The following is a 25,202-nucleotide window of genomic DNA, read 5'->3' as shown; positions in this document are numbered from 1 at the left end:
ACCCATGACAGTCACCGAGCCGTATACCCCGCCGGCGCACCTCTCACCCGAGGCGACCGCCACCGAATTGCTGGCCGCGATGGCCGTCGCGCCGGCCGGCCGGGCCCGCGCCCGGCTGCGGGACCGGGCGATCGAGGCGTGGTTGCCTCTCGCCCGGCATCTGTCCAACCGGTACTCAGGCCGCGGTGAGCCCACCGACGACCTGGTGCAGACCGCCACCGTCGGCCTCATCAAAGCGGTCGACAAATTCGACCCGGAGCGCGGCGTCGACTTCGCCGGCTACGCGATCCCGACCATCATCGGCGAGATCAAGCGGCACTTCCGCGACCGCACCTGGTCGGTCCGGGTCCCGCGCCGCCTGCAGGAGCTCCGCCTCGCGATCACCGAGGCCAACGCCACGCTCACCCACAAGCTGGGCCGTTCCCCGCTGGTCCCGGACATCGCCCGCCACCTCGGCATCAGTGAGGACGACGTGCTGGAAGGCCTGGAAGGCGCCCGCGCCTACAACGCCACCAGCCTCTCCACCCCGATCAGCGCCGACGGCAGCACCGAGCTGGGCGACACCCTCGGCGGCGAGGACCACGAGTACGAACTCGCCGAGACCCGGGTCGCCCTCGGGCCGGCGCTGGCGTCCCTGGACGAGCGCGAGCAGAAGATCCTGACCCTGCGGTTCTACGGCAACCTGACCCAGTCGCAGATCGCCGACCAGATCGGCATCTCCCAGATGCACGTGTCGCGGTTGCTGACCAAGGCGCTCGGCAAGCTGCGCAGTCAGCTGGCGAACGAGCTCTGACCGGTCGTTGAGCGGTGCGGGGGTTTGTCTCCGCACCGCTTGTGCTCGTGGTTTTCCGGCGTTGCCGCGGTTGCTGCTCGGCCGGTTGCTGCTCGGCCGGCTGGTGTCTCGCCGGTTGGTGTTTCGCCGGCTGGTTGCTGGCAGTGGGTGGCTGCGGGCGGCTTGCTGGGCGGCTTGCTGGGCGCCGGAGTCTGCCGGTGACGGTTCGCTGCGCCGGTCGTGGTCCTGGGTGGGTGCTCGGTCCCGATGGTGGGTCCGGTGCGAGGTCATCGGGGGCAGCTTGTGTACGGGATACGCCGCGTTGCCGTCCCGTGGCCCGGCGCGGCATTCCCCAGCTGTGGTCCCCACGGTCGTCTCGAGCCTCGGCTGACGTCAGCCAGGTGTCCCCGGCTGGTGCTCAGGGTCGCCTCAAGTCCGTTTTGACACCCCTCAGCACCAGCCGGACGGTCTCGGCTGGCGTGGAGGGGTGTCTCGGGTCCGTTTTGACAGCCCTGAGGACCAGCCGGACGGTCTCGGCTGGTGCTGAGGGGTGTCTCAAGTCCGTTTTGCCGGCCGTGAGCACCAGCCGGGCGGTTGTGGCTGGCTCTTGTAGCGGTGTTGGGGGCTTCCGCAGTCATTCGACCCGCTGGGTGAGTCGCGGTGGTCGTGGTCGTGTCGGCTCCGAGCCTGAACTTCACACGGTCGGTGGTTTCGGCGGTTGTGTGGGGAGTTTGGGTGCGCTGCGCACCTTAACTTCACACGGTCGGCGGTTTCAGCGGTTGTGTGGGGAGTTTGGGTGCGCTGCGCACCTCAACTTCACACGGTTGGTGGTTTCGGCCGTTGTGTGGGGAGTTTGGGTGCGGAGCGCGCCGTAACTTCACACGCTCACGGGGTGCGCCCTCGCTTGGGGCGGGTGGAGCCGGCCCCGGCTGTGGCGATCTTGGCCCAGACGCAGAGCCCGCCCCTCCCTGGGGGCTCCCCCACAGACAGTGTGGTGGGGGAGGGGAGGGGCGGGGTGGTGTCCTGTGGATGGTGCCGGACTGTGGACGCAGCGCTTTTCGCCGCACCCCCACCACCAGGGGTTTTCCGTGACCACCCGCGGGCGTCGCCCCGGAGGGCTTCGCGTTCTGGCCGCGCCCGCGGCCTGCGGAGCCCGCAGGGGTCCCGGCGGGAGCGGCGGTCCGCACCCCGGCGGACGCACGACATCCCGTTCTTGAATTTGATCTTGTCTCGGCGGCTTACTCCGCGCCGCTGGCCTTCCAGTTCAGGCGGACCAGCAGGGCGCGGGCCTCGTCGGCCACCTCGGCGTCGGCGATGACCGCATACTGCGCGGCCTGCAGGGAGCTGCGGGAGCTGAAGTCGCGGCGGCCTCCGGTGGCGGCGTGGGCGATGGCGCCGAAGATCGCGCCCCAGACGCCGCCGACGATGACCGTGGTGAGGATGACCGCGAACCAGTTCGAATCGCTGAACAGGCCGAACAGGACGCCGATGAACAGGCCGAACCAGGCGCCGCTGGCCGCGCCGGCCGCCGCGGCCCGGGCGGTGGTGAGCCGGCCCAGGACCGTCTCGACCAGGCGCAGGTCGGTGCCGACGATCGAGGTGCGCTCGACCGGGAACTTGTTGTCCGAGAGGTGGTCGACGGCCTGCTGGGCGAGCGGGTAGTCGGCGTAGGTGCCGACGACCACGGTGGGGCCGGTGTGGCCCTTCCGGCCGGGGGTCTGCGCGGGCAGCAGCGGCACGCCGGCCGGGCCGGGCGGGACCGTGCCGGCGGAGGTGCCCGGTGCGGCGGCGGCCGGCTCGTCGACGATCGGCGGGGTGCCGGTGGCCGGTGCGGAGGTGCCATCAGAAACGGGGCCGGAAGCGGGGCCGGCGGTGCCGTCAGAAGCGGGTGTGGGGCTGGTCATGTGGTGCCTCCCTCGACGGGTCCGGGTAGCGGGTCACCCGCGGTGAGCCGGACCCAGAAATAGAACGTTCCGGCGACGGCGGCGACGATGCCCGCCACGCCGGTCAGGAACGCGAACCGGCCGGACACCAGGTCCGGCATGACGCGTTCGGACACGGCCAGCGTGGCCAGCCCGAAGAGGGCGGCCGCGGTGGAGATGGCGCCGACCAGGGTGAGCGGCAGGGTGGCCACCCGGGCCGGGGTGAACGAGGCGCGCGGGTTGCCGAAGCGGCGCAGCCGGATCACCCAGATGATCAGCGAGCCGCAGGCCAGCACGATCAGCAGGGCCGCGATGGTGTCGCTGGGGCGGTGCCACTCGGCCCAGACCGTCGCGACCGCGACGATCGTGACGTAGGTGGCGCCGAGCAGGCCCATCGCGCCGCGCAGTGCCCGCGGGAACGCCATGATCAGGATGAAGGCGACCGACGCGGCGGCCGCGGTGTGCCCGCTGGGGAACGAGTTGGACATCCCCGAGCCGTCCAGGTCGGGGCGGCCCAGGTGCGATTTGAGCTGCTGCACCGCGATGTTCGCGGAGATCACCAGCAGGACCACGCCGATCGCGAGGTCGAACCGCCGGCGCAGCGCACCGACGATGACCGCGATCAGGCAGACCACGCCGAGGACGACCAGCTGGGTGGCGTTGAGCGTACGGCTGAGCACCTCGGTGAACTGCTCGTGGTGCACGTCGCCGCCGCGCATCGCGTTGGTGTCCACGGTCTGGCCCAGGCCGGTACGGATGAACACCTCGTACATCAGCGCGGCGCCGCCCGCCGCGAGCAGGGCGACGAGCAGCGGCGATATGGCGTGCCACCGGCTCGGGGTGGTCGAGCTGCCGCTCGGGGCCGTGGTGTCGCCGCGTGCCTGACGTGGTGCGACCACAGTCATCGCCACTCCTTGATCATCAACGCTCGGATGTGGTCACGGGCTTTCCCCGAAGCGCCGGTTTTCAAGCGCGTCGCGGGTCACATCCGCCTCACCGGTCACAGCAACCTACTCGCACCCTGTTGCGCTCTTGCTACGCACCACCCGGACCGGATCTTCGTAGACGAACGACGACATCCGGACCGAAGGGGACCATCTTCATGAGGCACAGCTCCCGACGACTGCTCACCGGCGCGCTGCTGGTGCTCGCCGCCGGGGCCGGGCTGGGCGCTGCCCCGTCGGCCGCGCAGGCAGCCGGCGTCTCCGCCGTGGTCGACGTGAACAGCCAGCTCAAGGTGCGGGCCACGCCGTCGCTGGCGTCTGCGGTGAAGGGCACCCTGCACGACGGCCAGAAGATCACCGTGGTCTGCTCGGTCACCGGCCAGAACGTGCGCGGCAAGCTGCGCACCACGACCGCCTGGGACAGGCTGAGCAGCGGGTACTACGTGTCGCACTCGTACATCACCAGCGCGCGGAGCATCCCGTCGTGTTCCGGGACGCCGGCCGCCGAGAAGGTCAAGACCAAACCCAGGACCCAGGATCCGGGGTACGTCCTGGCCAGGGTGAAGACGGCCGACGGCGGCGTGAACGTGCGTACCGCGCCGTCGACGCAGGGCGCCTCGGTGCGCAAGGTGCTGAACGGGGCGGCGGTGCAGCTGGTCTGCGCCGTGCCCGGCACCTCGGTGCGGGGGACCGTCCGGACCACGACCCAGTGGGACCGGTTGACCGACGGGATGTACGTGTCGCACGCGTACGTCGTCGCCGCCACCCTGAAGGCCTGCGCGACCGCACCCGCCACCACGCCCGCCACCACCGCACCGGCCCTGACGCCGGCCCAGTTCATCGCGGCGGCGGTGCCCGGCGCGCAGCTCGGCTGGCGCCAGTACGGCGTCCCGCCGTCGGTCACCATCGCCCAGGCCGTGCTGGAGTCCGGCTGGGGCCGGAGCGGGCTGGCCTCGGTCGACAAGAACTACTTCGGGATCAAGTGCCAGAGCGGCGGGTACGGGACGATCGCCAGCGGCTGCCACGTCTACCAGACCACCGAGTGCGACAAGACCGGCAAGTGCTTCGCCACCGCGGACGCGTTCCGGACCTACGCGAGCATGACCCACTCGTTCCGCGACCACGGCAACTTCCTGAAGGTCAACAAGCGGTACACCCCGGCGTTCGTCTACACCAAGGACGCCAACAACTTCATCTGGCAGGTGTGGAAGGCCGGCTACGCCACCGACCCGAACTACTACACCAAGGTCACCGGGATCATGGCGACCTACAACCTTTATCAGTACGACACCTGGAAATAGCCCCGCCGCGCCCCCATTGGCCGAAGTCAGGCCGATGGGGGCGTTTTGCGGCTTACGCTCCTCATGGTGGAGCGAGGGGTGACCGCGGGACGGGTCCGGAGCCGGTGGACCGGCCCGGCGCTGGCGGCCGCCGTCGTGCTCGGCGGTGTGCTCGCCACCCTGTTCGTGGTGGCCGGGCTGCGCTCCGCGCAACACGACGGCAGCCAGCGGGTGATGGACCAGCGCGCGCAGATGGCCCTCGCCGCGGTCCGCGCCGAGACCGACCGGTACCGCACCCTGCTCGCGACCACGGCCGCCGGGATCGCCGCCGGTGACGAGCTGAACTGGGCGGACTTCGACCTGGCCAGTGCGCCGCTGGCGTCCGCCGGGCTGATCGGGGCGGTCGCCGTCGCGTACGTCGTGCCGGTCACCACCGCGCAGATCCCGGCCGCCCAGGCGCACTGGCGCGCGGCCGGCGCCAGCGACCTGACCCTGCGTCCCGAGCCCGGGCGCGACGACCACTACTTCCCGGTCTTCACCCGGATGCTGAACGAGCAGGACGGCGCCGGCCGGACCGGAACCGATTTGGGCGGGGTGCCCCAGCCGGCCGCCGCGCTGCGGGCCGCCGAGCAGACCATGCGCCCCACGGTCTCCGACACGTACGTCCTGGTCCGTGACCGCGGCCTGCCCGCGGGCCGGCAGCAGCAGTCGTTCGTCTTCGCCGCGCCGGTCTGGACCCGGGCCAACGCCCCGGTGTTCCGCGGCTGGGTGGTCCTCGGCCTGCGCGGCGGCGACTTCCTGGCCGGGGTGCTGGACACGGTCAGCCAGGGCCAGCTGGACGGCAGCCTGGTCGCGGTCAACAACGACGGCAGCCGCGCCGAGGTGGCCCGGCTGAGCGTCCCCGGCGATCCGGACCTGAGCCGGGTGGATCCGGTCCCGGTCGCCGACCACGTCTGGGAGCTCGGCCTGCGCGCCGACTCGGCACGGCTGCCCGGCGCCGGTAGCCGGTTGCCGGCCATCGTGCTGACCGGCGGGCTGATCCTCACCGGCCTGCTGGGCTGGCTGGTCCTGGTGCTGGCCACCGGCCGGGCCCGGGCCCGCGCCCGGGTCGAGCAGGCCACCGCCGAGCTGCGCGCCGCCGAGGTGGAGAGCCGCCGGCAGGCCGGGCTGCTCGGCGCGATCATGACGACCCTCGGTGACGGGGTCAGCGTCGTCGACGGCGACGGCCGTTTGCTGCTGGAGAACCCGGCGGCCAGGCGGCTGATGGGCGTGGGCGACATCGGCGGCCACCCGGAGACCTGGCAGGAGCACTACGGCGCGTACCGGGCGGACGGGGTCACCCCGATGCCGCTGGAGGAGATGCCGCTGATCCGGGCGCTGCACGGCGAGCAGACCGACGGGGTCGAGGTGTTCATCCGCAACGCCGGGCGCCCGGACGGGGTGCTGCTCAGCGTCGACGGGCGGCCGCTGGACCCGAGCGCCGGGCTGCGCGGCGCGGTCGCGGTCTCCCGGGACATCACCGACCTGCGCCGGTACGAGAAGGACCTGGCGATCTTCGCGGGCGTGGTGGCGCACGACCTGAAGGCACCCCTGGCCATCGTGCGCGGGCACTGCGAGCTGGCCATCGAGGATCACGGTGACGAGCAGGAGCTGCAGTACTCGCTGAGCCGGATCATCCGGTCGGTGGACCGGATGGACACGCTGATCGAGACGCTGCTGGCGTACAGCACCGCGCGGGACGCGCCGCTGCGGATCGGCGACGTCGCGCTGGAGCCGCTGATCCGGGAGGTGCTGCAGGAGCGGGCCGCGGCGCTGCGCGGCAGCGGGCCGGAACCCGAGTGGTCGGTCGAGCCGCTGCCCGCGGTCCGGGCCGACCCGGCGATGCTCCGGCACGTGCTGGACAACCTGATCGGCAACGCCTTCAAGTACGTCCGGCCGGGCGCCGTGCCGCGCGCGACCGTCACGTCCGGCGTGGCGGCGCCGGGCTGGGCGCGGATCGAGGTCAGTGACGCCGGGATCGGCATCCCGGACCCGGACAAGGCCCGGATCTTTGAGTCGTTCCACCGGGCGCAGGGGTCGGCCGCCTACGCCGGCACCGGCCTGGGCCTGGCCATCTGCCAGCGGATCGTGGACCGGCACGGCGGCGAGATCGGCGTCGAGGACAACCCCGGCGGGGGCACCCGCTTCCACTTCACCCTGCCGGCCGCGGCCGTCGGAGAGGACGACACGATGAACCACATTCCGGCCGAACCCGTCGGGGACGAGGACGCCGAGGTCCGCGCCGCGCTGGACCGGGCCCTGGCCGAGCGGGCCGCGATCCTGGACAGCCGGCTGCCCGGGATGGGCGCGCTGCCGTCCGCCGCGCCGTCGTCGCACGACCCGGCGGCGGCCCGCCTGCACGCCCCGGTGCCCGACCATCAGCAACAGGACTGACCGGCACCAGGGCTGACCGGCATCCCTATCCGCTGACACCGTCCTTGGCGGTCTGCGGCAGCAGCGCCGCCACCAGGGCCAGCAGCTGCGCCGGCACGAACGGCTTGAGCAGTGTCGCCGACGCACCCGCGTCGCTGGCTTGCTTGTCCCCGGGCATCAGCGACCCGCTGGCCACCACCACCGGGATGTGCCGCAGGTCGTCGTCCGCCCGGATCGCCCGGCACAGGTCCAGCCCGGTCATCTGCGGCATGTCGACGTCGGTGACCACCAGATCCGGCCGATGCTCCCGGATCGCCTCCAGGGCCGCCGCTCCGTCCGCGGCCACCACCACCCGGTGCCCGGCCCGCTCCAGGGAGCGTTTGAGCACGTACCGGATGTCGTCGTGGTCCTCTGCGACAACGATCACCCTCGACCTCGATTCGGTTACTCGGTATCCCGTCATCCGGGATATCGATCCAGGGCGCCCCGGGGAAACGGGATGTCACCGGCCGCCTCGGCCGGTGCGAAAGGGCTGAACGGGGGAGGCCTCCGGCTTGACCGGCGGGCCCGCCGCCCCGACAGTGAGGCGGGTGAATTCAGATCATCAGGATCCCGGTACCGCGCCCGACGCGACCGCCGAGCCGGCCACCGAGACCCCGACCGGACGAAAGGGGCGCTTCCGGCGACGGCCGGGATGGCAGAAAGCCCTGATCGTGCTCTCGGTGCTGCTGGTGGTCGCCGTCTCCGGCGTGGTCGGTGGCGGGTACCTGCTGGTCAGCCGGTACTCCGGCAAGGTGGACCGGGCCGCGCTGCTGCCGTCCGTCCCGGCCGGGGAGGCCGAGCAGAGCAAGGAGAACTGGGATTCCGGCGCGCTGAACCTGCTGATGCTCGGCTCCGACTCGCGGGCCACCGAGCCCGGCGGGACCAGCCCGATCGGCGAACGGTCGGACACCATCATGCTGGTGCACATCGCCAAGAGCCGGGACAAGGCGACGATCGTCTCGATCCCGCGGGACAGCTACGTCGACGTGCCGGCCGGCGGGAGCTGGAAGGGCGGCAAGAACAAGATCAACGCGGCGTTCGCGTTCGGCGGGGCGGCGCTCACCGCCGCCACCGTACGCAAGCTCACCGGCGTCCCGCTGGACGGCGCGATGATCGCGAACTTCGCCAGCATCGTGGACCTGGTCGACGCGGTGGACGGGGTCAACGTCTGCGTCCCGTACGACGTGAAGTCCACGTTCTCGGCCCGGGAGTGGAAGCAGGGCTGCCACGACATGGACGGTGACGTCGCCGAGGAGTTCATGCGGCAGCGCTACAACGTGCCCGGCGGCGACTTCGGCCGGATCCGCAACCAGCAGCTCGTGGTCAAGGCGGTGATCGCCAAGGTGGCCAAGAACAACATGCTGTTCAAGCCGCTCGCCCTGGACTCGCTGCTCGGCATCGCGGCCGACTCGCTGACCGTCGACGAGAACCTCGACCTGCGTGACCTGACCCTGGCGGTGCGCGACATCCGCCCGGCGAACATCACGTTCGCGACCGTGCCGTACGCCTCGTCGAACCTCAAGACGCCGGCCGGCTCCGCGGTGGATCTCGACTACGACGCCTCGACCGCGATGTTCGCCGCGATCAAGAACGACACCATCGATCAGTGGCTGCTGGCGAACCCGGACAGCACGGCAAGCAACTGACCGGGCCGAGGGCGGCGTTAATCACCAGGCGTTCCGCTGCGGATCCGCCTATTCTTGTCGCGCCATGTCGATAACGCCTCCTCCCGCTCCGGCTCCCACGCACGAGCTCCGCGACCGGATCTCCCAGCTCCTGCCCCGTGACGAACACCGGCTCCGGCGCCGCCTCGACGGGACCAGGCGGATCCGCGAGGACACCGCCCGGTCCGCGGCGATCGCCGAGATCGCCGCCGAGGTGGACCGGGCGCAGTCGCGCCTGGCCAGCCGGATCGCCGGCGTGCCCCCGATCACCTATCCGCCGCTGCTGCCGGTCAGCGCCCGCAAGGACGACATCGCCGCGGCGATCCGCGACCACCAGGTGGTGGTCGTGGCCGGCGAGACCGGCTCCGGCAAGACCACCCAGATCCCCAAGATCTGTCTGGAGCTGGGCCGGGGCGTCCGCGGTCAGATCGGGCACACCCAGCCGCGCCGGATCGCGGCCCGGACCGTCGCCGAGCGGATCGCCGAGGAGCTCGACCGGCCGCTCGGCAAGACGGTCGGTTACAAGGTCCGGTTCACCGACCAGGTGAGTGAGGACACCCTGGTCAAGGTGATGACCGACGGCATCCTGCTGGCCGAGATCCAGACCGACCGGATGCTCTGGCGGTACGACACGCTGATCATCGACGAGGCCCACGAGCGCAGCCTCAACATCGACTTCATCCTGGGCTACCTGCGTGAGCTGCTCCCGAAGCGGCCCGACCTCAAGCTCGTGATCACCTCGGCGACCATCGAGACGCAGCGGTTCGCCGAGCACTTCGCCGACGCGAACGGGAAACCGGCGCCGGTGATCGAGGTGTCCGGGCGCACGTTCCCGGTCGAGGTCCGGTACCGCCCGCTGGTCACCACGACCGTGCTCGACGACGAGGAGCTGCGCGAGGAGCCGATCGACCAGCTCGAGGGGATCAGCGCGGCCGTCGACGAGCTGCCGGCCGACGGCGACATCCTGGTCTTCCTCTCCGGCGAGCGCGACATCCGGGACGCCGCGGAGGCGCTGAACAAGAAGAACCTGCGCAACACCGAGGTGGTCCCGCTCTACGGCCGGCTCTCCGCGGCCGAGCAGCACAAGGTCTTCGAACGCCACACCGGCCGCCGGATCGTGCTGGCCACCAACGTCGCCGAGACCTCGCTGACGGTGCCCGGCATCCGCTACGTGATCGACCCGGGCACCGCCCGGATCAGCCGGTACTCCAGCCGGCTCAAGGTGCAGCGGCTGCCGATCGAGGCGGTCTCGCAGGCCAGCGCGAACCAGCGCAAGGGCCGCTGCGGGCGCACCTCGGACGGCATCTGCATCCGGCTGTACTCGGAGGAGGACTTCGCCGGGCGCCCGGAGTTCACCGAGCCGGAGATCCTGCGGACCAACCTGGCCTCGGTCATCCTGCAGATGACCAACCTGGGCCTCGGTGACCTGGCCAAGTTCCCGTTCATCGACCCGCCGGACAAGCGCAACGTCAACGACGGCGTGAAGCTGCTGGAGGAGCTGGGCGCGCTCGAGGACCGCAAGCTCACCCCGATGGGCCGCCAGCTGGCCCAGCTGCCGGTCGACCCGCGGCTGGCCCGGATGGTGATCGAGGCCGGTAAGCAGGAGTGCGTCGCCGAGGTCATGGTGATCGCGGCCGCGCTGTCGCTGCAGGACCCGCGGGAGCGGCCGGCCGAGAAGCAGCAGCAGGCCGACGAGAAGCACGCCCGGTTCACCGACAAGGAATCGGACTTCTTCAGCTACCTCAACCTGTGGCGCTATCTGCGCGAGCAGCAGCAGGAGCTCTCCGGCAACCAGTTCCGCCGGATGTGCAAGTCGGAGTTCCTGAACTACCTGCGGATCCGGGAATGGCAGGACATCTATGCCCAGCTGCGGCAGGTCGTCCGTACCCTCGATCTGCCTTTCCAGGAGAACTGGGAAGCCGGAGTCGCGCCGCAACCGGTGCACACCGCCCTCCTCGCGGGTCTGCTCAGCCACCTCGGGCTCAAGGACACCGACAAACGTGAATACCTGGGCGCCCGCGGCGCGAAGTTCGCGATCTTCCCGGGCTCGGCGTTGTTCAAGAAGCAGCCACGCTGGGTGATGTCGGCCGAGCTGGTCGAGACCAGCCGCCTGTGGGGCCGGGTGAACGCCCGGATCGAGCCGGAGTGGGCCGAAAAACTCGCCCCTCACCTGGTCAAACATTCCTACAGTGAACCGCACTGGGACCGCAGGCTGGGCGCCGTGATGGCGTTCGAGAAGGTCACCCTGTACGGCCTGCCGATCATCCCGCGCCGCCGCGTCGGTTACGGAAAGGTCGACCCGGAGGCGGCCCGTGACCTGTTCATCAGGCACGCCCTGGTCGAGGGCGACTGGGAGACGCACCACCCGTTCTTCGCTGCCAACCAGCGCCTGCTGAAGCAGATCACCGAGATCGAGAACCGCGCGCGACGCCGGGACATCGCCGTCGACGACGAGACGGTTTATGCGCTCTATGACGCGCGCATCCCGGCTGACGTAGTGTCCTCCCGCCATTTCGACGGCTGGTGGAAAAAGGCCAAGCACGACAATCCGCAGTTCTTGCATTTCACCCGCGATGACGTGGTCAACGCGGGCCGCGACACCGTCGACCCGAACGCGTTCCCGGACGCCTGGATGTCGGCGGGCGTCAAACTGCCGCTGATCTACGAGTTCGAGCCGACCTCGCACGCCGACGGCGTCACCGTGAAGGTGCCGCTCGACCTGATCAACAAGATCGACGCGGACGACTTCGGCTGGTCGGTGCCCGGGTTCCGCAAGGACGTGGTCGTCGCGCTGATCCGGGCCCTGCCCAAGGCGCTGCGCACCAGCTTCGTCCCGGTGCCGGACTGGGCCGAGGCGGCCCTCGACCGGGCACCGGTGCGGCGCGGCCCGCTGCCCGACGCGATCGGCGCCGAGCTGCGCCGGCTCACCGGCACCGTGGTGCCCCGCGACGCCTGGCGCCCCGACCAGGTCCCGGATCACCTGCGGATGAACTTCCGGGTGATCAACGAGCACGGCGAGGTGGTCGCCGAGGGCCGCGACATCGAGGTGCTCCGGCGCCAGCTGGCGCCCAAGGTGCAGGCCACCATCTCCCGCGCGGCCGGCAACCTGGAACGCACCGGGATCACCACGAACGACTTCGGCGCCCTGCCGCGCCGGGTCGCGCAGACCCGCGGCGGCTACCAGGTCAACGTCTGGCCGGCCCTGGTCGACGAGGGCGCCAGCATCGGCGTCAAGGTGTTCGAGACCGAGGCCGAGCAGCAGGTCGCGATGCGGGCCGGCACCCGGCGGTTGCTGCTGCTCACGCTGCCGCCGGCCGCCCGGTTCCTGCAGGGCCGGCTGGACAACCGGGCGAAGCTGGAGCTGTCCCGGTCGAACCCGTACCGGTCGATCGCCGACCTGCTCGACGACTGCGCCGGCGCGGCGGTGGACAAGCTGGTCGCGGACGCCGGCGGGCCGGTCTGGTCGTCGGTCGAGTTCGCGTCACTGCGCGACACGGTCCGGGAGGACCTCGTCGACGCGGTGGCCAACGTGGTCACCCAGGTCCAGGCCGTGCTCTCCTCCGCGTACGACGTGGAGCAGCGCCTGCGGGTCGTCAAGGACCCGGCGCTGCTGCCCGCGCTCGCCGACATCCGTGGCCAGCTCAAGGGGCTCGTCTACCAGGGGTTCGTGACCGAGACCGGGTGGCGTCAGCTGCACCACCTGCCGCGGTACCTGCGCGGCATCGTGCACCGGCTGGACCGGCTCGCGGCCGGCGCCGGGCGGGACCGGCAGCTGACCACGCAGTTCCACGAGATCGAGACGGAGTACCGCGAGCTGAAGGCCGAGGCGCCGGTCGGCGGGCCGGCCTCGGAGGGGTTGCGGGAGATCCGCTGGATGCTCGAGGAGTTGCGGATCAACTTCTTCGCGCAGGCGCTGGGGACCGCGTACCCGGTCTCTGACAAGCGCATATTCAAGGCCATGGACGCGCTGCCGCTCTAGCCTCGGCGGGTCGTTCAGGTGCAGCTCGGTGCGCCTGTGGTGCCGTTCGGTCACGTCCCTGTCGTGACCGGGCGGCGCCCCATAACGTCTCTCCCATGACGAACGAGAGCATCGCCTTCGCCCCGATCGCCGCCCCGATCGCCACCGTTTCCGCCGACGCGTACCTCGACGAGATGATGGCCCGGGTGGGCGTGGACGGCCTCACCGCCGCGTTCGCCGAGCCGGGTCTGCTCGCCACCGTCGACCAGCACGCGGCCGCGATCCGGGAGTCGCTGCACGACGCGGACCGGGCGATCGACGCCGAGGGGCTGGCAGCGTACGCCCGCAGCATCGCCTTCGCCGCGGTCCGGATGCGCCGTCCGCTGCCCGCCGCGGGCGAGGCTCCGATGACGGTGGCCGAATGGACCAACGCCGGTTGGCCGCTCCTGCGACTGGTTGCTGTGTGCCAGATCGCCGTGTCCGCGGGTGTTCTCTGACCCGTACGATCTACTTAGTCGGGTTGTTTACCCCACAAACCGGCACGATGAGGCATCTTCTGGGACATGAGGATGTTCAAGCTCACGACTCTGGTTCTTCTGACGGTCCCGGCACTGGCCGCCCCCGCGGTCGCCGCGCCCTCGGTGGACCAGCCACCGACACTGGTGGCTCGCTACAATTTCGACGGCGGCGCGGTCGCCGGCAAGATCTCCGACCTGTCCGGCAAGGGCTCCAGCCTGACGGTCCGCAGTGCCGACAACGGCACCGTCGCGATCAACACCGAGGGCGCCGGACGGTACGCCTCCTTCCCCGCCCTGTGCCCGACCACCGGCACCTGCGGGCGGGCCCTGCTCGAGGCCCCGAACGCGCCCGACCTGAACCCGGGCATCCGGACGTTCCGGTGGGCGGCCAGCGTCCGGGTGACCGCGGCGCAGCTGCGCGGCAAGGCGAACATCATGCAGAAGGGCCTGGCCGGCGCCGCCAGCGTCTGGAAGCTGCAGCTCACCGGGAAGACCGGGCGGGCGCAGTGCATCATGACCGGCAAGGGCACCGGGCAGACCTTCAGCGCCACCTCGGCGAAGCCGGTGGCCGACGGCGCCTGGAAGAAGATCGTCTGTGAGCGGTCGGCCACCAGCCTGTCGATCTCGGTGGACGGGGAGGCCGGTGCCAAGGTGACGATCCCGGCGACGCTCGCGGTGGACAACACCATGCCGCTGCGGGTGGGCGGGCCGAACTTCGGGGCGTCCAGCGACATGTACCACGGCCAGCTGGACGACGTTTACATCCAGGTGGGCTGATTCTTTTCCATGATGCGGGCCGGCCCTCTTTTGGGCTGGCCCGCTTGGCTTTGTGCGGCATGGCTTTGTGCGGCATGGCTTTGTGCGGCGTGGCCTTTTGGGCGGGGCCGGCCCCGCCCAAAGCCTTGCCTGGTCAGGGTGGGTGCCGCGGGTGCTGGATTAAATCAGTGGCGGGGCTTTCTGCTTCGGGCATAGGTTGGCGGCATGCTGTGATTCGTGCCTGGCGACCTGCGCTTTACTTGCTGATCTCGGTGTCCGATGGGGACGCCTGGAGGTCCGTTGCGGTCGCCTTTCTTCCGGCCTTCGATCATTCCCGCTGCTTCAGGCGGATGGATCGGCGCCGGGTTCGCCCGGACCCCGGACCGGGCATCAGACTCTGATTTCCCTGGAGGTGGCGGCATGCCTGCAGTAGCTTTTTCGGTACGACCGGACCGTGATGAACTCGCGCGCCGGGACATCGCGGCGGCGCTGACCCGGCCGGTGTCGTCCGGTGCGGACAGTGGGCAGGGTGGTGCGGTGGAGGTGGCGCATCACGGTGCCCGGGATGAACGGCTGGCTGCTCGGCAGCGATCGGAGCGGGCCCGGTCCGGGAGGGCTGCCGGGGCCGGTGGCGGGCGCAGCTACGCCTTCCGCCGCAGCTGATCCCCGCGGCCGGCGATCAGTCGGGCCATGGTTGGTTGTCGTCGTCCGCGGCGGTGTCGGGCTCCGGGGTCAGCCAGGGTGGCAGGGGTTCGCAGGCGGTCAGCCAGGCGCTCGGGATGCCGGCCAGGGTGGTGCGGGCGGCGATGATGCCGCCGGCGATGGCGCAGGTGGTGTCGGTGTCGCCGCCGGGCAGGACGGTGGCCCACAGGGCCTCGGTGAGGTCGTCGAGGTGCCGGGCGGCGCACCAGATCGCGTAGGGGACGGTGTCCACCGCGGAGATCTGCTCGCCGCAGCCGAGCATGCCGGCCACGTGCCGGGGGTCGGCGGACGGGGCGATCCGGGCGGCACGGCGCAGACGCGAGGCGACCTCGCTGTCCGGCGTGCCGGCGGCGACCGTGGTGATCAGGTCGCCGGCCGGTGCGCCCCGGACGGCGGCCGCGGCGGCGAGAGCGACCGCGACGGCCCCGGCGACCGCCTCCGGATGGGCGTGGGTCACCTCCGCCGAGCGGGTCGCCTGGACGGTGACGGCGTCCAGGTCGTCGGCGAACCAGGCGCCGAGCGGCGCGACCCGCATGGCGGCGCCGTTGCCCCAGGATCCCATCCCGCCGAACTTGCGCCGGGTGACGACCGGCCACGGTTCGCCCTGGCCGATCGCGCGCAGCACCTCATGCATGGAACCGCCGTAGGAACGGTACGGGTCCTCGGCGTAAGCATCGGCGAATGCCGTGGCGAGCACGTCCTGGTCGATGTGTCCGTGCCGGTCCAGGGTGCGCAGCACGGACAGCGCCATCGCGGTGTCATCGGTCCAGGGCCACGGCCCGTCCGGCAGCCGCCGCTCGAGAACCGCGCTCTCGAACTCCGCAGCGGGCCGCAGCAGCCACGCCTCCCCGAACGCGTCCCCGAGCGCCAGCCCCCGCACCGCCGCCACCGCGGCCACCCGATTCATCACGGCCCGATGATCTCCCCACCCGGCCCGCCGGCGCCACCGGGTTGCCCCGCGCCTCCCGTCCCGGCGAGCGCCGGTGGTGCTTGCGCTGTCGCGGAGCGAGCCGGTCGGGTTCAGCTGGTTCTGACGGCCGTGGTGACGGGCGGAAAAGGGCCGTGAGGGCCAGCCGGGGGCCGCGACTCGCGCCGGTGCCGTGCTGGAACGCGGAACGTCGCGTGCTCCACGACGTACCGTGTGGCTGGAACCGGCCCCCCGCATGCCCGCGCCGGACCAGGTGCCGGGACCGGATGCCCACCTCGGGGGAGGACAGGGACCACCGGCGGCCGGGAGCGGCGGTGCGGACCGCGGGTCGCCGGCGGTCAGGGGGTGGTGAGGTTGGCCAGGGCCTGGTCGAGGGTGCTGGTGGCGGTGGGGAAGTCGACGAGCTGGTCGCGGATCAGGTGCAGGCCGCCGCGGAAGGCGGAGATCGGCACCTGCCGGGCGGTCAGGACCGCCGCGGTCCAGTGGGTGAAGTCGAGGAAGACCTGGGGCTCGCCGATGTAGAGCGACGCGGCCAGGAAGTCGGCGAGGTGGCCGAAGTCCTCGGCGGTCGACTCGCGCTGGTACTCGTCGTAGTCCCGGGCCGGTGGGTAGCGGTCGGCCAGGCGCTGCATCGCGGTCGCGATCAGCTGGGCGCGGGAGCGGACCAGGTGGGTGTACTCCTCGCCGGCCAGATAGTCGCGGACCGGGGAGCCGGGGAACTCCGGCGCCGGGGGCGGGGGCCAGTGCGAGGCGAGCCGGTCGACCGCCTCCGCGGCGGTGGACGCCCAGGCGTCGGCGCCGAGGCGTTCGGCGTAGCGGCTGCCCGGGCCGAAGCCGCGGCCGCCGGCGATCACCGGGACACCGGCGGCGCGGCAGGCGGTGATGGCGGCGTGGGCGCGGGGCAGCCGGGTCGGGATCATGCAGCTCAGGGCGACCGCGTCCGGGCCGGTCTGGTGCAGGTGGGTGATCAGGTGGCGGCCCGGGACGCTGGCGCCGAGGTAGTCGACCCGCCAGCCGTCCAGGCGCAGCGTCTCGGCCAGGATCCGGGCGGGCAGGCCGTGCCATTCGCCGTCGACGCAGGCCAGGGTGATCCGGCCGCGCCACGGGCTGACCCGCAGGCGGCCGGTGACGGCGGCCAGCACCCGCTCGTTGACCGCGGTGGCGGCGTGCTCGCGGGCGATCGACCAGTCGTTGCCGGCCCACAGCTCACCGACCCGGGCCTGGGTGCCGCCGATCAACTCGACCATGATCCGCTGCGCGGGCACGCCGGCGTCGAGCAGCGCCACGGCGATCCCGGTGGCGGCGTACTCGTCGCCGTCCCCGACCAGGGCGAGGTATTCCTCGAACAGCTCCGGGTCGTCGAGCGGGTGCGAGGTGATCGAGGTGATCATGCGCGGGGGCGCACCCGCCGGTCGGCTCGGCGGTTGGTCATCAGGTACGGCGACTGGTTCGGCACGCCGCCGCCGCGCAGGCTGAGCGGCGGCCGGGTGCGCGCGCGGACCGCCAGCATGGCGATGTCGTCGCTGGCCCCGCCGTGCAGCCAGTCGGAGACCAGCTGGCGCAGGCGTTCCAGGGTGACCGCGCCGGGCAGCCCGGCACAGTCGGCCAGCGCCCGCCGCAGCCGGTCCTCGCCGAACTGCTCGGTGCCGGTCGGCCCGCCGCGCGCCTCGGTCAGCCCGTCGCTGTAGAGCAGGCACAGCTCGCCGGGGGCGAGTTCGGCGGTGGCCGGGTGCACGGTCGTCTTCGGCAGCACGCCGATCAGGGTGCCGCGGGCCGGCACCTCCTCGACCGTGCCGTCGGTCCGCAGCACCAGCGGCGGCGGGTGGCCCCCGCTGGCCAGCTCGAGCCGGACCCGGCCCTGCTCGGCCCGGGAGACCGAGCCGACCACCAGGGTGACGAACCGCTGCGACCGGCCGCTCTCGGTGAGCGCCTGGTTGAGCACCCGCAGCATGGTCTCCGGGCCGGCCTGCACCAGGCGCAGCGCGCGGAGCGTCTGGCGGACCTTGCCGGTCAGCACGGCCGCCTCCGGCCCGGTGCCGCACACGTCGCCGAGCGCGATCATGGTGTCGGTGTGCGCCGCGGACGGGCCGAACACCTCGTAGAAGTCGCCGCCGATGCGCAGCACGTCGCTGGCCGCCTGGTACGACCCGGCCAGCTCGAAGCCCTCGGTCTCCGGCAGCTCCGGCGGCAGCAGGTCGGCCTGCAGCACCTCGGTGACGTCGACCTGGTCGCGGTAGAGCCCGGCGGCGGCCAGCGCGGCGCCGGCCCGGGAGGCGAACACGCGGGTCAGGGCCTCGTCGTCCTCCTGGAACGTCCGGGTTCCGGTGCGGGCCAGGATCAGCGCGCCGGCCGGTTCGGCGTTGCCGGGCAGCGGGATGACCAGCAGCGCGCCGATCGGGCCGAGCGCGGCCGGGAAGAGCCAGCCGGGCGCCTGAGCCGGGTCGAGCCAGCGGCTGGGGATCGGCGGGAAGCCGTCCAGCGCCTCGATCAGGCCGGGGACGTCGGCGAGGTTGCGTTCGGCGAGGGTGCCCTCCTCGACCGGGTGGCCGGGCAGCAGCCGGATCCAGCCGCTCTGCCGTTTGGTGGGCGGGAGGACCACCACGGCGGCGTCGGCCAGGTGCTCGACGGCAAGCTCGACGGTGGTGCGCAGGACGCGGCGCAGGTGCAGCGAGGCGGAGAGCCGGCGACCGGCGTCGGCGAGGAACGCCGCGCGGGCCCGCTCGGCCTCCAGCGCGACCGTCCGGTCCCGCTCGTCGGTGTGGTCGCGGAGATACCAGGCGTAGTGGGCGGCGTCCAGGTCGCGGCGCATGCCGTACAAGAATCGGTGGTGATGGTCGGACCGGAAGCTGTCGTCGCCCGCGGCGGCGGCGGTGACCAGCGCGGGCAGTGGCGCCTCGGTCAGCGGGCCGCCCGGTGTCAGGCCGGGCACCAGCGCGATCGCCGCCGGATTGGCCAGCAGGACGGTGTCGTCCTCGGCCGAGCAGAGCAGCATGGCCTCGGCGGCGGCGTCGAACACGGCCCGGAGGAGGGCCGGGGTGGCCACCGGGACGGTCGAAACCCGAGGTCTGCGGAGCGGCATGGGTGCCAGCCTACGGGGACTCGCCGGGGAACGCGCCTTTTGCGAGCCGTCAGCGCTTGAGCTCGACGATCACCGGTGCGTGGTCGGAGGGGCCCTTGCCCTTGCGCGCCTCGCGGTCCACCACGGCATCCGTCACCGCGGAGGCCAGGTCGGCGCCGACGTAGACGTGATCGATCCGCATGCCTTTGTTCTGGTGGAACATGCCGGCGCGGTAATCCCAATAGGTGAACGGGTGGTCGCCCTTCATGGCCCGGGCCGGCACGTCGGTGAGCCCCAGGTCGCGCAGCGCCGCGATCGCGGCCCGCTCCGGCGGCGTGACGTGCGTGGACCCGGCGAACAGCGCCGGATCCCAGACGTCGGCGTCGGTGGGCGCCACGTTGAAGTCGCCGGCCACCACCAGCGGGCCGGCCGCCAGGTCCTCGGCGAGCACGTCGCGCAGCGCGGCCAGCCAGGTCAGTTTGTAGGCGTAGTGCGGGTCGTCGGGGGTGCGGCCGTTCGGCACGTACAGCGAATGGAATCTGATCCCGTCGCAGACCGCGCTGATCGCGCGGGCCTCCGGGCCGGGGAACCCGGGCTCGCCGCGGAATCCGCGGCGGACGTCGGTGAGCTCGGTGCGGGACAGCAGGGCGACGCCGTTCCAGCGGCCCTGACCGTACGCGGCGGTCTGGTAGCCCAGCTCCGCGACCTCGCCGGCCGGGAACGCGTCCTCGCCGACCTTGGTCTCCTGCAGGGCGACCACGTCGGGGGCGGCCGTCTCCAGCCAGTCGAGCAGGCGGGGGAGCCGGGCCTTGACCGAGTTCACGTTCCAGGTGGCGAAGCGCATCCGTCAAGTGTGCCGCCCGGCGGGCTCATCGGCGCGGCGGGATGCCTCCGCGAGTCGCGGCGACCAGGGCCACCGCCAGGCCTCCGGCCAGCATCAGCAGCAGCATGACCAGCCAGACCGCCCGGCCCTCGGTGCCGATCAGGTGCGTCATGTCGCCTCCCGGGGGATTCCGCTGGCTGCTCCGTGAGCGAATAATGCCCCAGTCGCCGGTGTCGCACCAGTCCACCGGGAGGGTTTGTCGCCCGGCGGGCAACGGGCGCCGGTCAGCGGTCGGCGTCGCCGCGGCGGTGCCGGCCGGAGTTGTCGGTCACCGAGGCGACCGGCAGCGGGATCGCCGGGATCGCCGCGCCCAGGTGCCACACCGCGGCGAACTCCTCGGCCCGGACCGCCTTGCCCCACAGCCAGCCCTGCCCGTTCACCACGCCGACCTGGTAGAGCGCCTCGCGCTGCAGCTTCGTCTCGACACCCTCGGCGATCACGCTCAGCCCGAGCGCGTGGCTCATCGCCACCACCGCGCGGACGATCTCGTCGTCCTGGTCGTTCTTGCCCAGGCCGGTCACGAACGAGCGGTCGATCTTGACGCCGGTGACCGGGAAACGACGCAGGTAGCCGAGCGCGGAGAACCCGGTGCCGAAGTCGTCGACCAGCAGCTTGGCGCCGAGCTGGCGCAGCTCGAAGAGCACCCGGGCGGTGACGCTGGAGCCGTCGACCATCACCGACTCGGTCATCTCCAGCGCGACGCACTGGGCCGGCACGCCGTACCGGAACAGCTCGCCGGAGAAGATCAGCGGCAGCTCCGGCTCGCTGAGCTGGCGCGGCGACACGTTCACCGACAGGTAGAAGCTCTCCGAGACGACACCCTGCGAGCGCCACACGCCGAGCTGGCGCAGCGCCTCGTTGCGGACGAACGTACCGATCTCCGAGATCATGCCGGAGTCCTCGGCGATCGGGATGAACAGCATCGGCGGGATCGAGCCGCGCTCCGGGTGCTCCCAGCGGACCAGCGCCTCGGCGCCGACCGGCATCCCGGTCTCCAGCCGGACGATCGGCTGGTACGCCACGTGCAGCTGGTTCTTGGCGAGCGCCTGGCGCAGCGCCACCTCCAGCTCGATCCGCTCGCGGACCTGCTCGTGCATCGAGGTGTCGAAGATGGTGGACCGGCCCGGTCCCTCGCTCTTGGCCCGGTACATCGCGGTGTCCGCGTCCCGCATCAGCGCCTCGGCGGTCACCGCGGACCGGGCCGCGTCGCCGACCGAGTGCGCGATGCCGATCGACGCGCTGATCACGACCTCGGTGTCACGGACCGGCAGCGGCCGGGCGAAGCAGCCGCGGATGTCGTCCACCAGCCGCAGCGCGCCGGCCTTGTCGCCGACGAACGCGAGCAGGAACTCGTCGCCGCCGACCCGGGCCACCGGCACCGACTCGGGCACCGCGGCGCGCAGCCGGCGACCGACCTCGATGACCAGCTGGTCGCCGGTGTCGTGGCCCCAGGAGTCGTTGACCCACTTGAAGCCGTCCAGGTCGAGCATGTAGACCCAGACCCGCTCGGTGGTGTGCGTGTCGACCGAGGTGACCAGCCGTTCGATCGCGGCCGACATCGACTGCCGGTTCGGCAGCGAGGTGAGCGGGTCGTGCAGCGCCTGGTGCTCGGAGTGCAGCTCGGCGGCGACCTGGGCCTGCACCGCGGAGATCGCCCGGGCCAGCAGCAGCACCACCATCAGGGCGCCGGCCACGGCGACCATCGCCCGGTGCGAGACCGCGCTGGTGCCGGTGGTCAGCAGCAGGCCGAACGGCAGGAACAGCGCGGGCAGCAGGATCGCCAGCCGCTGCCAGGACCAGGCCTGTACCGGCAGCCGGTCGGCGCGGCTCATCTCGGTCACGCTCGGGTGCAGGGCGGCCACGCCGAGCGCCGTGTACGCCACCACGTACGGCAGGTTGAGCAGTGGCGACGCGTAGATCTGGCCGTTCACGCCGACGATCGCGTACGCGGTGTCGCCGACGAACAGCCCGACCATCATCACCAGCAGCGCGACCATGCTGACCGGCCAGCTCTTGGTGGTGAAGGCCAGGTTGATCACGAGCAGGGCGAGCACCACGTCGAGCAGTGGATAGGTGCCCTGGATGATGGAGAGCAGCGCGGGCCGGCCGGAGATCGCGGCGGCCGGGGCGGCCAGCAGCAGGGTGCTGGTCAGCCCGGCGGCCAGGCAGACGATCAGCCCGTCCAGCACGGCGTGCCGTTCCAGGCTCTGCCGGGCCCGCAGCAGCATGAACAGGAACGCGCCGAGCAGCAGGTACGCGGTGAAGCTGGCCGCGTCGGCGAGCAGCGGCAGCGGCATCGCCAGGTCGGTGACGATCGGGCGGATCACCAGCCCGACCAGGAACAGCAGCGCGGCCACGGCCATCAGCAGCCAGGCCACCGGCGGCTCGGCACCCCAGCGGCGGGGCCCGAAGAAGCACGCCACCACGGTGAGCACACCGAGCGTCACCAGGCTCGCCGAGGCCATGTCCGATGCGGATCGGGACGCGTAGAGCGCGAGCACCACGATCCCGATCGCGGCCATCGCTTGCCATTGGCGGCGGGCGATGCCGGGCGGGAGCACGGAACGCACCGGCCATTCCTCCCGTTTTGCCCAAAGAATAAAGTTTGATCACCGTAGCAATGGGCGTATCGGCATCGGAGGGGAAACGGCCTAGTTGAGCGACCGGGTTTCGATCCCGCGCCCCGACCCGGTTTCCGTCTCCCGGCCCGACCCGGGCGCGCCGATGTGCCGGGCCGGCGCGCGGCGGCCGTGCGCGAAGACGGTCGGGCAGCCGCCGCGGCGCAGCAGCTCGCCCGCCACCGCGCCGAACCGGGCGGCGCCACCGGCCCCGCGCGGTCCGAGCGCGATCAGCCCGGCCCGGCGCGACGCGCTGACCAGGGCCGCCGCCGCCGGGCCGGTCAGCAGCCGGCGGCGCGGCGCGGGCAGGCCGGGCACCGCGGCGATCATCTCGTCCAGCAGCCGGTGCCCGGCGGCCTCGCGGCCCGGTGCGACCACGTGCACCACGTCCAGCGGGACGCCGCGCCGGTGGGCGTCCTCGCCGGCGAACCGCAGCGCGAGTACAGATGACGCGGAACCGTCCACGGCGGCCAGCACCCGGCCGGACGGCGGGCGCGGGCCGCGGGCCACCGCGACCGGGCACCAGGCCTGCGTCACCGCCTCCATCAGGGCGGATCCGGCGGTGAGCCGGCCGGTGGCGGCCAGGTCGTCGTCGCCGAGCACCAGGAGCACGGCGGTGCGGCTGAGCTTGCGCAGCACCCGGCCGGCGGGTCCATCCACGAGTTGACCGCGCACGTCGACGCCGGGTGTGGAACGCTGGGCGGTGGCGACCGCCGCCTCGACGACGTGTGCGGCGGCGTGACGGGCCGAAGCCCACGCGACCTCGGACTCCGTCCAGGTAAACGCGTGCACGACCGACAACGAGGTGCCGCGGGAGACCGCCTCTCGCGCGGCTAGGCGTACGGCGGCCAGGCCGGCCGCGGTTCCGGTGACCCCGACCACCACGGGTGGCCGATTCGGGATCTGCATCGGTCGAACCTCCGCTCCCCGTAACGTTCTCGCAATATACCGATCGTCATCTATGGCGCAACGGGCTGTACGTACTGGTGACCAATGCCTCAACGGGTGGCCACCTGATGACCCATTCAGGTTGAGGGTTTACGGTGAACGGCAAAATCTTTGGGACATCTGCCGGTGAAGTGAGGGAAATACATGACGGATGTCAAGCTCGACCACCCTGGTGGCCAATTGTCGATGTCGGTACGCGAGGCCGTCGACGGGCCGGGCGGCATCGACGTCAGTGCTCTGCTGAAGGAGACCGGGTACGTCACCCTGGACCAGGGTTTCGTGAACACCGCGTCGACCACGTCGGCGATCACCTATATCGATGGCGACGCCGGCATTCTGCGGTACCGGGGTTACCCGATCGAGCAGCTGGCCGAGAAGTCCACGTTCCTGGAGGTGTCCTATCTCCTGATGAACGGCGAACTGCCGAACGCCACGCAGCTGCGTGATTTCGGGGACAAGATCCGGGTGCACACGCTCCTGCAGGAGGAGATGCGCACTTTCTTCTCCGGATTCCCGCGTGACGCGCACCCGATGGCGGTGCTCTCCTCGGCGGTCACCGCGCTGTCCACGTACTACCAGGACGCGCTCGACCCGCTCGACGACGAGCAGGTGGAGATCTCCGCGATCCGGCTGATGGCGAAACTTCCGACGATCGCCGCGTACATCTACAAGCGGTCCATCGGTCACCCGCTGCCGTACCCGGACAACTCGCTGGACTACGTGGAGAACTTCCTGCGTCTGACGTTCGGCCTGCCGACCGTCAACTACGACGTCGACCCGAAGATCGCCAAGATCCTGGACATGCTGTTCGTGCTGCACGCCGACCACGAGCAGAACTGTTCCACGTCGAGCGTCCGTCTGGTCGGTTCCGCGCAGGCCAACCTGTTCGCCTCGGTCTCGGCCGGCATCGGCGCGCTCTCCGGCCCGCTGCACGGCGGCGCCAACGCGGCGGTGCTCGAGATGCTCGAGCAGATCCGCAAGGACGGCGGCGACGTCAACTCCTTCGTCACGCGAGTGAAGAACAAGGAGAAGGGCGTCAAGCTGATGGGCTTCGGCCACCGGGTCTACAAGAACTACGACCCGCGCGCCGCCATCGTCAAGAAGGCCGCCCAGGAGATGCTGTCGACCCTGGACAAGCCGGACCCGCTGCTGGAGATCGCCTTCCAGCTCGAGGAGATCGCGCTCAACGACGACTACTTCGTCTCCCGCAAGCTGTACCCGAACGTCGACTTCTACACCGGCCTGATCTACAAGGCCATGGGTTTCCCGACGAAGATGTTCACGGTGCTGTTCGCCATCGGCCGGCTGCCGGGCTGGATCGCCCAGTGGCAGGAGATGATGCACGACCCGGCCAACAAGATCGGCCGCCCGCGGCAGATCTACACCGGCGCCCCGGTCCGCGACATCACCGCGATCGGCGACCGCTGAGCTCCACCGTCATATCCCGGCGCGGCTGAAGAGGCGCAGCCGCTCCCGGGACGGCGGCATGATCGGCGCGGCCCGGGCGAGGCGGCGCCGCACGACCGACGTGAAGCACGCCCCACCGGATGGTCGGTGGGGCGTTTGTCGTCCCCGGCCACGTACAGAAGATCAAGAGCTTTTTGTCGTGCGTCCGCTGTGGTGCGGACCGTCGCTCCCGCCGGGACCCCTGCGGGCTCCGCTGGCCGCTACGCGTCCAGAACGCGAAACCCTCCGGGGCGACGTCCGCGGGTGGTCCCGGAAACCCCCAGCTCCTGCCCATGACGAGGCGAGTCCCCATTTCCACACCTCACCACCATCCACAGCCCACCCCCACCC

19 protein-coding genes are annotated in these 25,202 nt (G+C 71.6%); 9 read left to right on the top strand and 10 right to left on the bottom strand.

The genetic code is table 11. The annotated features are described in order from the left end of the window. The first annotated feature begins 4 nt into the window (after positions 1-4). Positions 5-793, top strand: coding sequence for an RNA polymerase sigma factor SigF (locus tag ADL15_RS25585; RefSeq protein WP_067696275.1), 789 nt, complete (start codon positions 5-7; stop codon positions 791-793). A 1,217-nt stretch (positions 794-2,010) separates the two neighbouring features. On the opposite strand, the gene ADL15_RS25580 is transcribed toward ADL15_RS25585, so the two are convergent. Together ADL15_RS25580 and ADL15_RS25575 are read right to left on the bottom strand one after the other, a co-directional pair. Beyond that, positions 2,011-2,676, bottom strand: coding sequence for a general stress protein (locus ADL15_RS25580; RefSeq protein WP_232344328.1), 666 nt, complete (start codon positions 2,674-2,676; stop codon positions 2,011-2,013). Further along, positions 2,673-3,599, bottom strand: coding sequence for a phosphatase PAP2 family protein (locus ADL15_RS25575; RefSeq protein WP_067696534.1), 927 nt, complete (start codon positions 3,597-3,599; stop codon positions 2,673-2,675). Before ADL15_RS25575 ends, ADL15_RS25580 begins: the two co-directional genes overlap by 4 nt. Before the next feature lie 197 nt (positions 3,600-3,796). Here ADL15_RS25575 and gsmA point away from each other — a divergent pair, with 197 nt between their 5' ends. Together gsmA and ADL15_RS25565 are read left to right on the top strand one after the other, a co-directional pair. Next, positions 3,797-4,939 (top strand): sporangiospore maturation cell wall hydrolase GsmA, encoded by a 1,143-nt coding sequence (gsmA, locus tag ADL15_RS25570; protein WP_067696271.1) that lies wholly within the window; start codon positions 3,797-3,799, stop codon positions 4,937-4,939. Positions 4,940-5,017: 78 nt separating this feature from the next. Beyond that, positions 5,018-7,351, top strand: a complete 2,334-nt coding sequence (locus ADL15_RS25565; protein ID WP_232344327.1) for an ATP-binding protein — start codon at positions 5,018-5,020, stop codon at positions 7,349-7,351. 25 nt (positions 7,352-7,376) lie between these two features. Here ADL15_RS25565 and ADL15_RS25560 read toward each other — a convergent pair whose 3' ends face one another. After that, entirely contained in the window at positions 7,377-7,757 is a 381-nt protein-coding gene (locus ADL15_RS25560; RefSeq protein WP_083971723.1) for a response regulator, read from the bottom strand. A 163-nt stretch (positions 7,758-7,920) separates the two neighbouring features. Between ADL15_RS25560 and ADL15_RS25555 the strand changes: the two genes are divergently transcribed. From ADL15_RS25555 to ADL15_RS51735, 5 genes are all read left to right on the top strand, one after another. Further along, the gene (locus ADL15_RS25555) at positions 7,921-9,018 is read left to right on the top strand and encodes an LCP family protein (protein WP_067696264.1); all 1,098 of its coding nucleotides are present in this window, start codon (positions 7,921-7,923) and stop codon (positions 9,016-9,018) included. 64 nt (positions 9,019-9,082) lie between these two features. Further along, complete coding sequence (gene hrpA, locus ADL15_RS25550; protein ID WP_067696261.1) at positions 9,083-13,015, top strand: ATP-dependent RNA helicase HrpA; 3,933 nt, start codon at positions 9,083-9,085, stop codon at positions 13,013-13,015. Between the two features lie 95 nt (positions 13,016-13,110). After that, a complete protein-coding gene (locus ADL15_RS25545; protein WP_067696258.1) occupies positions 13,111-13,491 on the top strand; it encodes a DUF6401 family natural product biosynthesis protein in 381 nt (126 codons plus the stop codon). 66 nt (positions 13,492-13,557) lie between these two features. Continuing rightward, a complete protein-coding gene (locus ADL15_RS25540) occupies positions 13,558-14,289 on the top strand; it encodes a LamG-like jellyroll fold domain-containing protein (RefSeq protein WP_067696256.1) in 732 nt (243 codons plus the stop codon). A gap of 399 nt (positions 14,290-14,688) precedes the next feature. Continuing rightward, on the top strand, positions 14,689-14,931 hold the full coding sequence (locus tag ADL15_RS51735; protein WP_083971721.1) for a hypothetical protein: 243 nt from the start codon (positions 14,689-14,691) through the stop codon (positions 14,929-14,931). Positions 14,932-14,947: 16 nt separating this feature from the next. Here the strand turns inward: ADL15_RS51735 and ADL15_RS25535 are convergent, their stop codons facing one another. The 7 genes from ADL15_RS25535 to ADL15_RS25510 form a co-directional block, all read right to left on the bottom strand. Further along, positions 14,948-15,877: an ADP-ribosylglycohydrolase family protein gene (locus ADL15_RS25535; protein WP_067696250.1), complete on the bottom strand. Its 930-nt coding sequence runs from the start codon at positions 15,875-15,877 to the stop codon at positions 14,948-14,950. A 359-nt stretch (positions 15,878-16,236) separates the two neighbouring features. Further along, positions 16,237-17,289 carry a cobalamin B12-binding domain-containing protein gene (locus ADL15_RS25530; RefSeq protein ID WP_067696248.1) on the bottom strand — a complete coding sequence of 351 codons (1,053 nt, stop codon included), beginning with the start codon at positions 17,287-17,289 and terminating at the stop codon, positions 16,237-16,239. After that, positions 17,286-18,977: a PP2C family protein-serine/threonine phosphatase gene (locus ADL15_RS25525; protein ID WP_067696245.1), complete on the bottom strand. Its 1,692-nt coding sequence runs from the start codon at positions 18,975-18,977 to the stop codon at positions 17,286-17,288. Before ADL15_RS25525 ends, ADL15_RS25530 begins: the two co-directional genes overlap by 4 nt. A gap of 49 nt (positions 18,978-19,026) precedes the next feature. After that, positions 19,027-19,800, bottom strand: coding sequence for an exodeoxyribonuclease III (locus ADL15_RS25520; protein ID WP_067696242.1), 774 nt, complete (start codon positions 19,798-19,800; stop codon positions 19,027-19,029). A 25-nt stretch (positions 19,801-19,825) separates the two neighbouring features. Continuing rightward, on the bottom strand, positions 19,826-19,951 hold the full coding sequence (locus ADL15_RS56525) for a hypothetical protein (RefSeq protein WP_269748377.1): 126 nt from the start codon (positions 19,949-19,951) through the stop codon (positions 19,826-19,828). A 112-nt stretch (positions 19,952-20,063) separates the two neighbouring features. Then, positions 20,064-22,409 (bottom strand): putative bifunctional diguanylate cyclase/phosphodiesterase, encoded by a 2,346-nt coding sequence (locus ADL15_RS25515; protein WP_067696239.1) that lies wholly within the window; start codon positions 22,407-22,409, stop codon positions 20,064-20,066. Positions 22,410-22,490: 81 nt separating this feature from the next. Beyond that, positions 22,491-23,366, bottom strand: a complete 876-nt coding sequence (locus tag ADL15_RS25510; RefSeq protein WP_067696236.1) for a universal stress protein — start codon at positions 23,364-23,366, stop codon at positions 22,491-22,493. A gap of 183 nt (positions 23,367-23,549) precedes the next feature. Here ADL15_RS25510 and ADL15_RS25505 point away from each other — a divergent pair, with 183 nt between their 5' ends. Further along, positions 23,550-24,833, top strand: coding sequence for a citrate synthase (locus ADL15_RS25505; protein WP_067696233.1), 1,284 nt, complete (start codon positions 23,550-23,552; stop codon positions 24,831-24,833). Positions 24,834-25,202 lie beyond the last annotated feature (369 nt).

Source organism: Actinoplanes awajinensis subsp. mycoplanecinus (assembly GCF_001509495.1).
Taxonomy (GTDB): domain Bacteria; phylum Actinomycetota; class Actinomycetes; order Mycobacteriales; family Micromonosporaceae; genus Actinoplanes; species Actinoplanes palleronii.
This window is presented reverse-complemented; position numbering and strand designations above follow the sequence as displayed.

Bases quoted from the DNA above. Each gene is read 5' to 3' on its own strand.
- ADL15_RS25585 (WP_067696275.1), top strand. From the start codon at position 5: ATGACAGTCACCGAGCCGTATACCCCGCCGGCGCACCTCTCACCCGAG.
- ADL15_RS25580 (WP_232344328.1), bottom strand. From the start codon at position 2,676: ATGACCAGCCCCACACCCGCTTCTGACGGCACCGCCGGCCCCGCTTCC.
- ADL15_RS25575 (WP_067696534.1), bottom strand. From the start codon at position 3,599: ATGACTGTGGTCGCACCACGTCAGGCACGCGGCGACACCACGGCCCCG.
- gsmA (WP_067696271.1), top strand. From the start codon at position 3,797: ATGAGGCACAGCTCCCGACGACTGCTCACCGGCGCGCTGCTGGTGCTC.
- hrpA (WP_067696261.1), top strand. From the start codon at position 9,083: ATGTCGATAACGCCTCCTCCCGCTCCGGCTCCCACGCACGAGCTCCGC.
- ADL15_RS25545 (WP_067696258.1), top strand. From the start codon at position 13,111: ATGACGAACGAGAGCATCGCCTTCGCCCCGATCGCCGCCCCGATCGCC.
- ADL15_RS25540 (WP_067696256.1), top strand. From the start codon at position 13,558: ATGAGGATGTTCAAGCTCACGACTCTGGTTCTTCTGACGGTCCCGGCA.
- ADL15_RS51735 (WP_083971721.1), top strand. From the start codon at position 14,689: ATGCCTGCAGTAGCTTTTTCGGTACGACCGGACCGTGATGAACTCGCG.
- ADL15_RS25535 (WP_067696250.1), bottom strand. From the start codon at position 15,877: ATGAATCGGGTGGCCGCGGTGGCGGCGGTGCGGGGGCTGGCGCTCGGG.
- ADL15_RS25530 (WP_067696248.1), bottom strand. From the start codon at position 17,289: ATGATCACCTCGATCACCTCGCACCCGCTCGACGACCCGGAGCTGTTC.
- ADL15_RS25525 (WP_067696245.1), bottom strand. From the start codon at position 18,977: ATGCCGCTCCGCAGACCTCGGGTTTCGACCGTCCCGGTGGCCACCCCG.
- ADL15_RS25520 (WP_067696242.1), bottom strand. From the start codon at position 19,800: ATGCGCTTCGCCACCTGGAACGTGAACTCGGTCAAGGCCCGGCTCCCC.
- ADL15_RS56525 (WP_269748377.1), bottom strand. From the start codon at position 19,951: ATGACGCACCTGATCGGCACCGAGGGCCGGGCGGTCTGGCTGGTCATG.
- ADL15_RS25510 (WP_067696236.1), bottom strand. From the start codon at position 23,366: ATGCAGATCCCGAATCGGCCACCCGTGGTGGTCGGGGTCACCGGAACC.
- ADL15_RS25505 (WP_067696233.1), top strand. From the start codon at position 23,550: ATGACGGATGTCAAGCTCGACCACCCTGGTGGCCAATTGTCGATGTCG.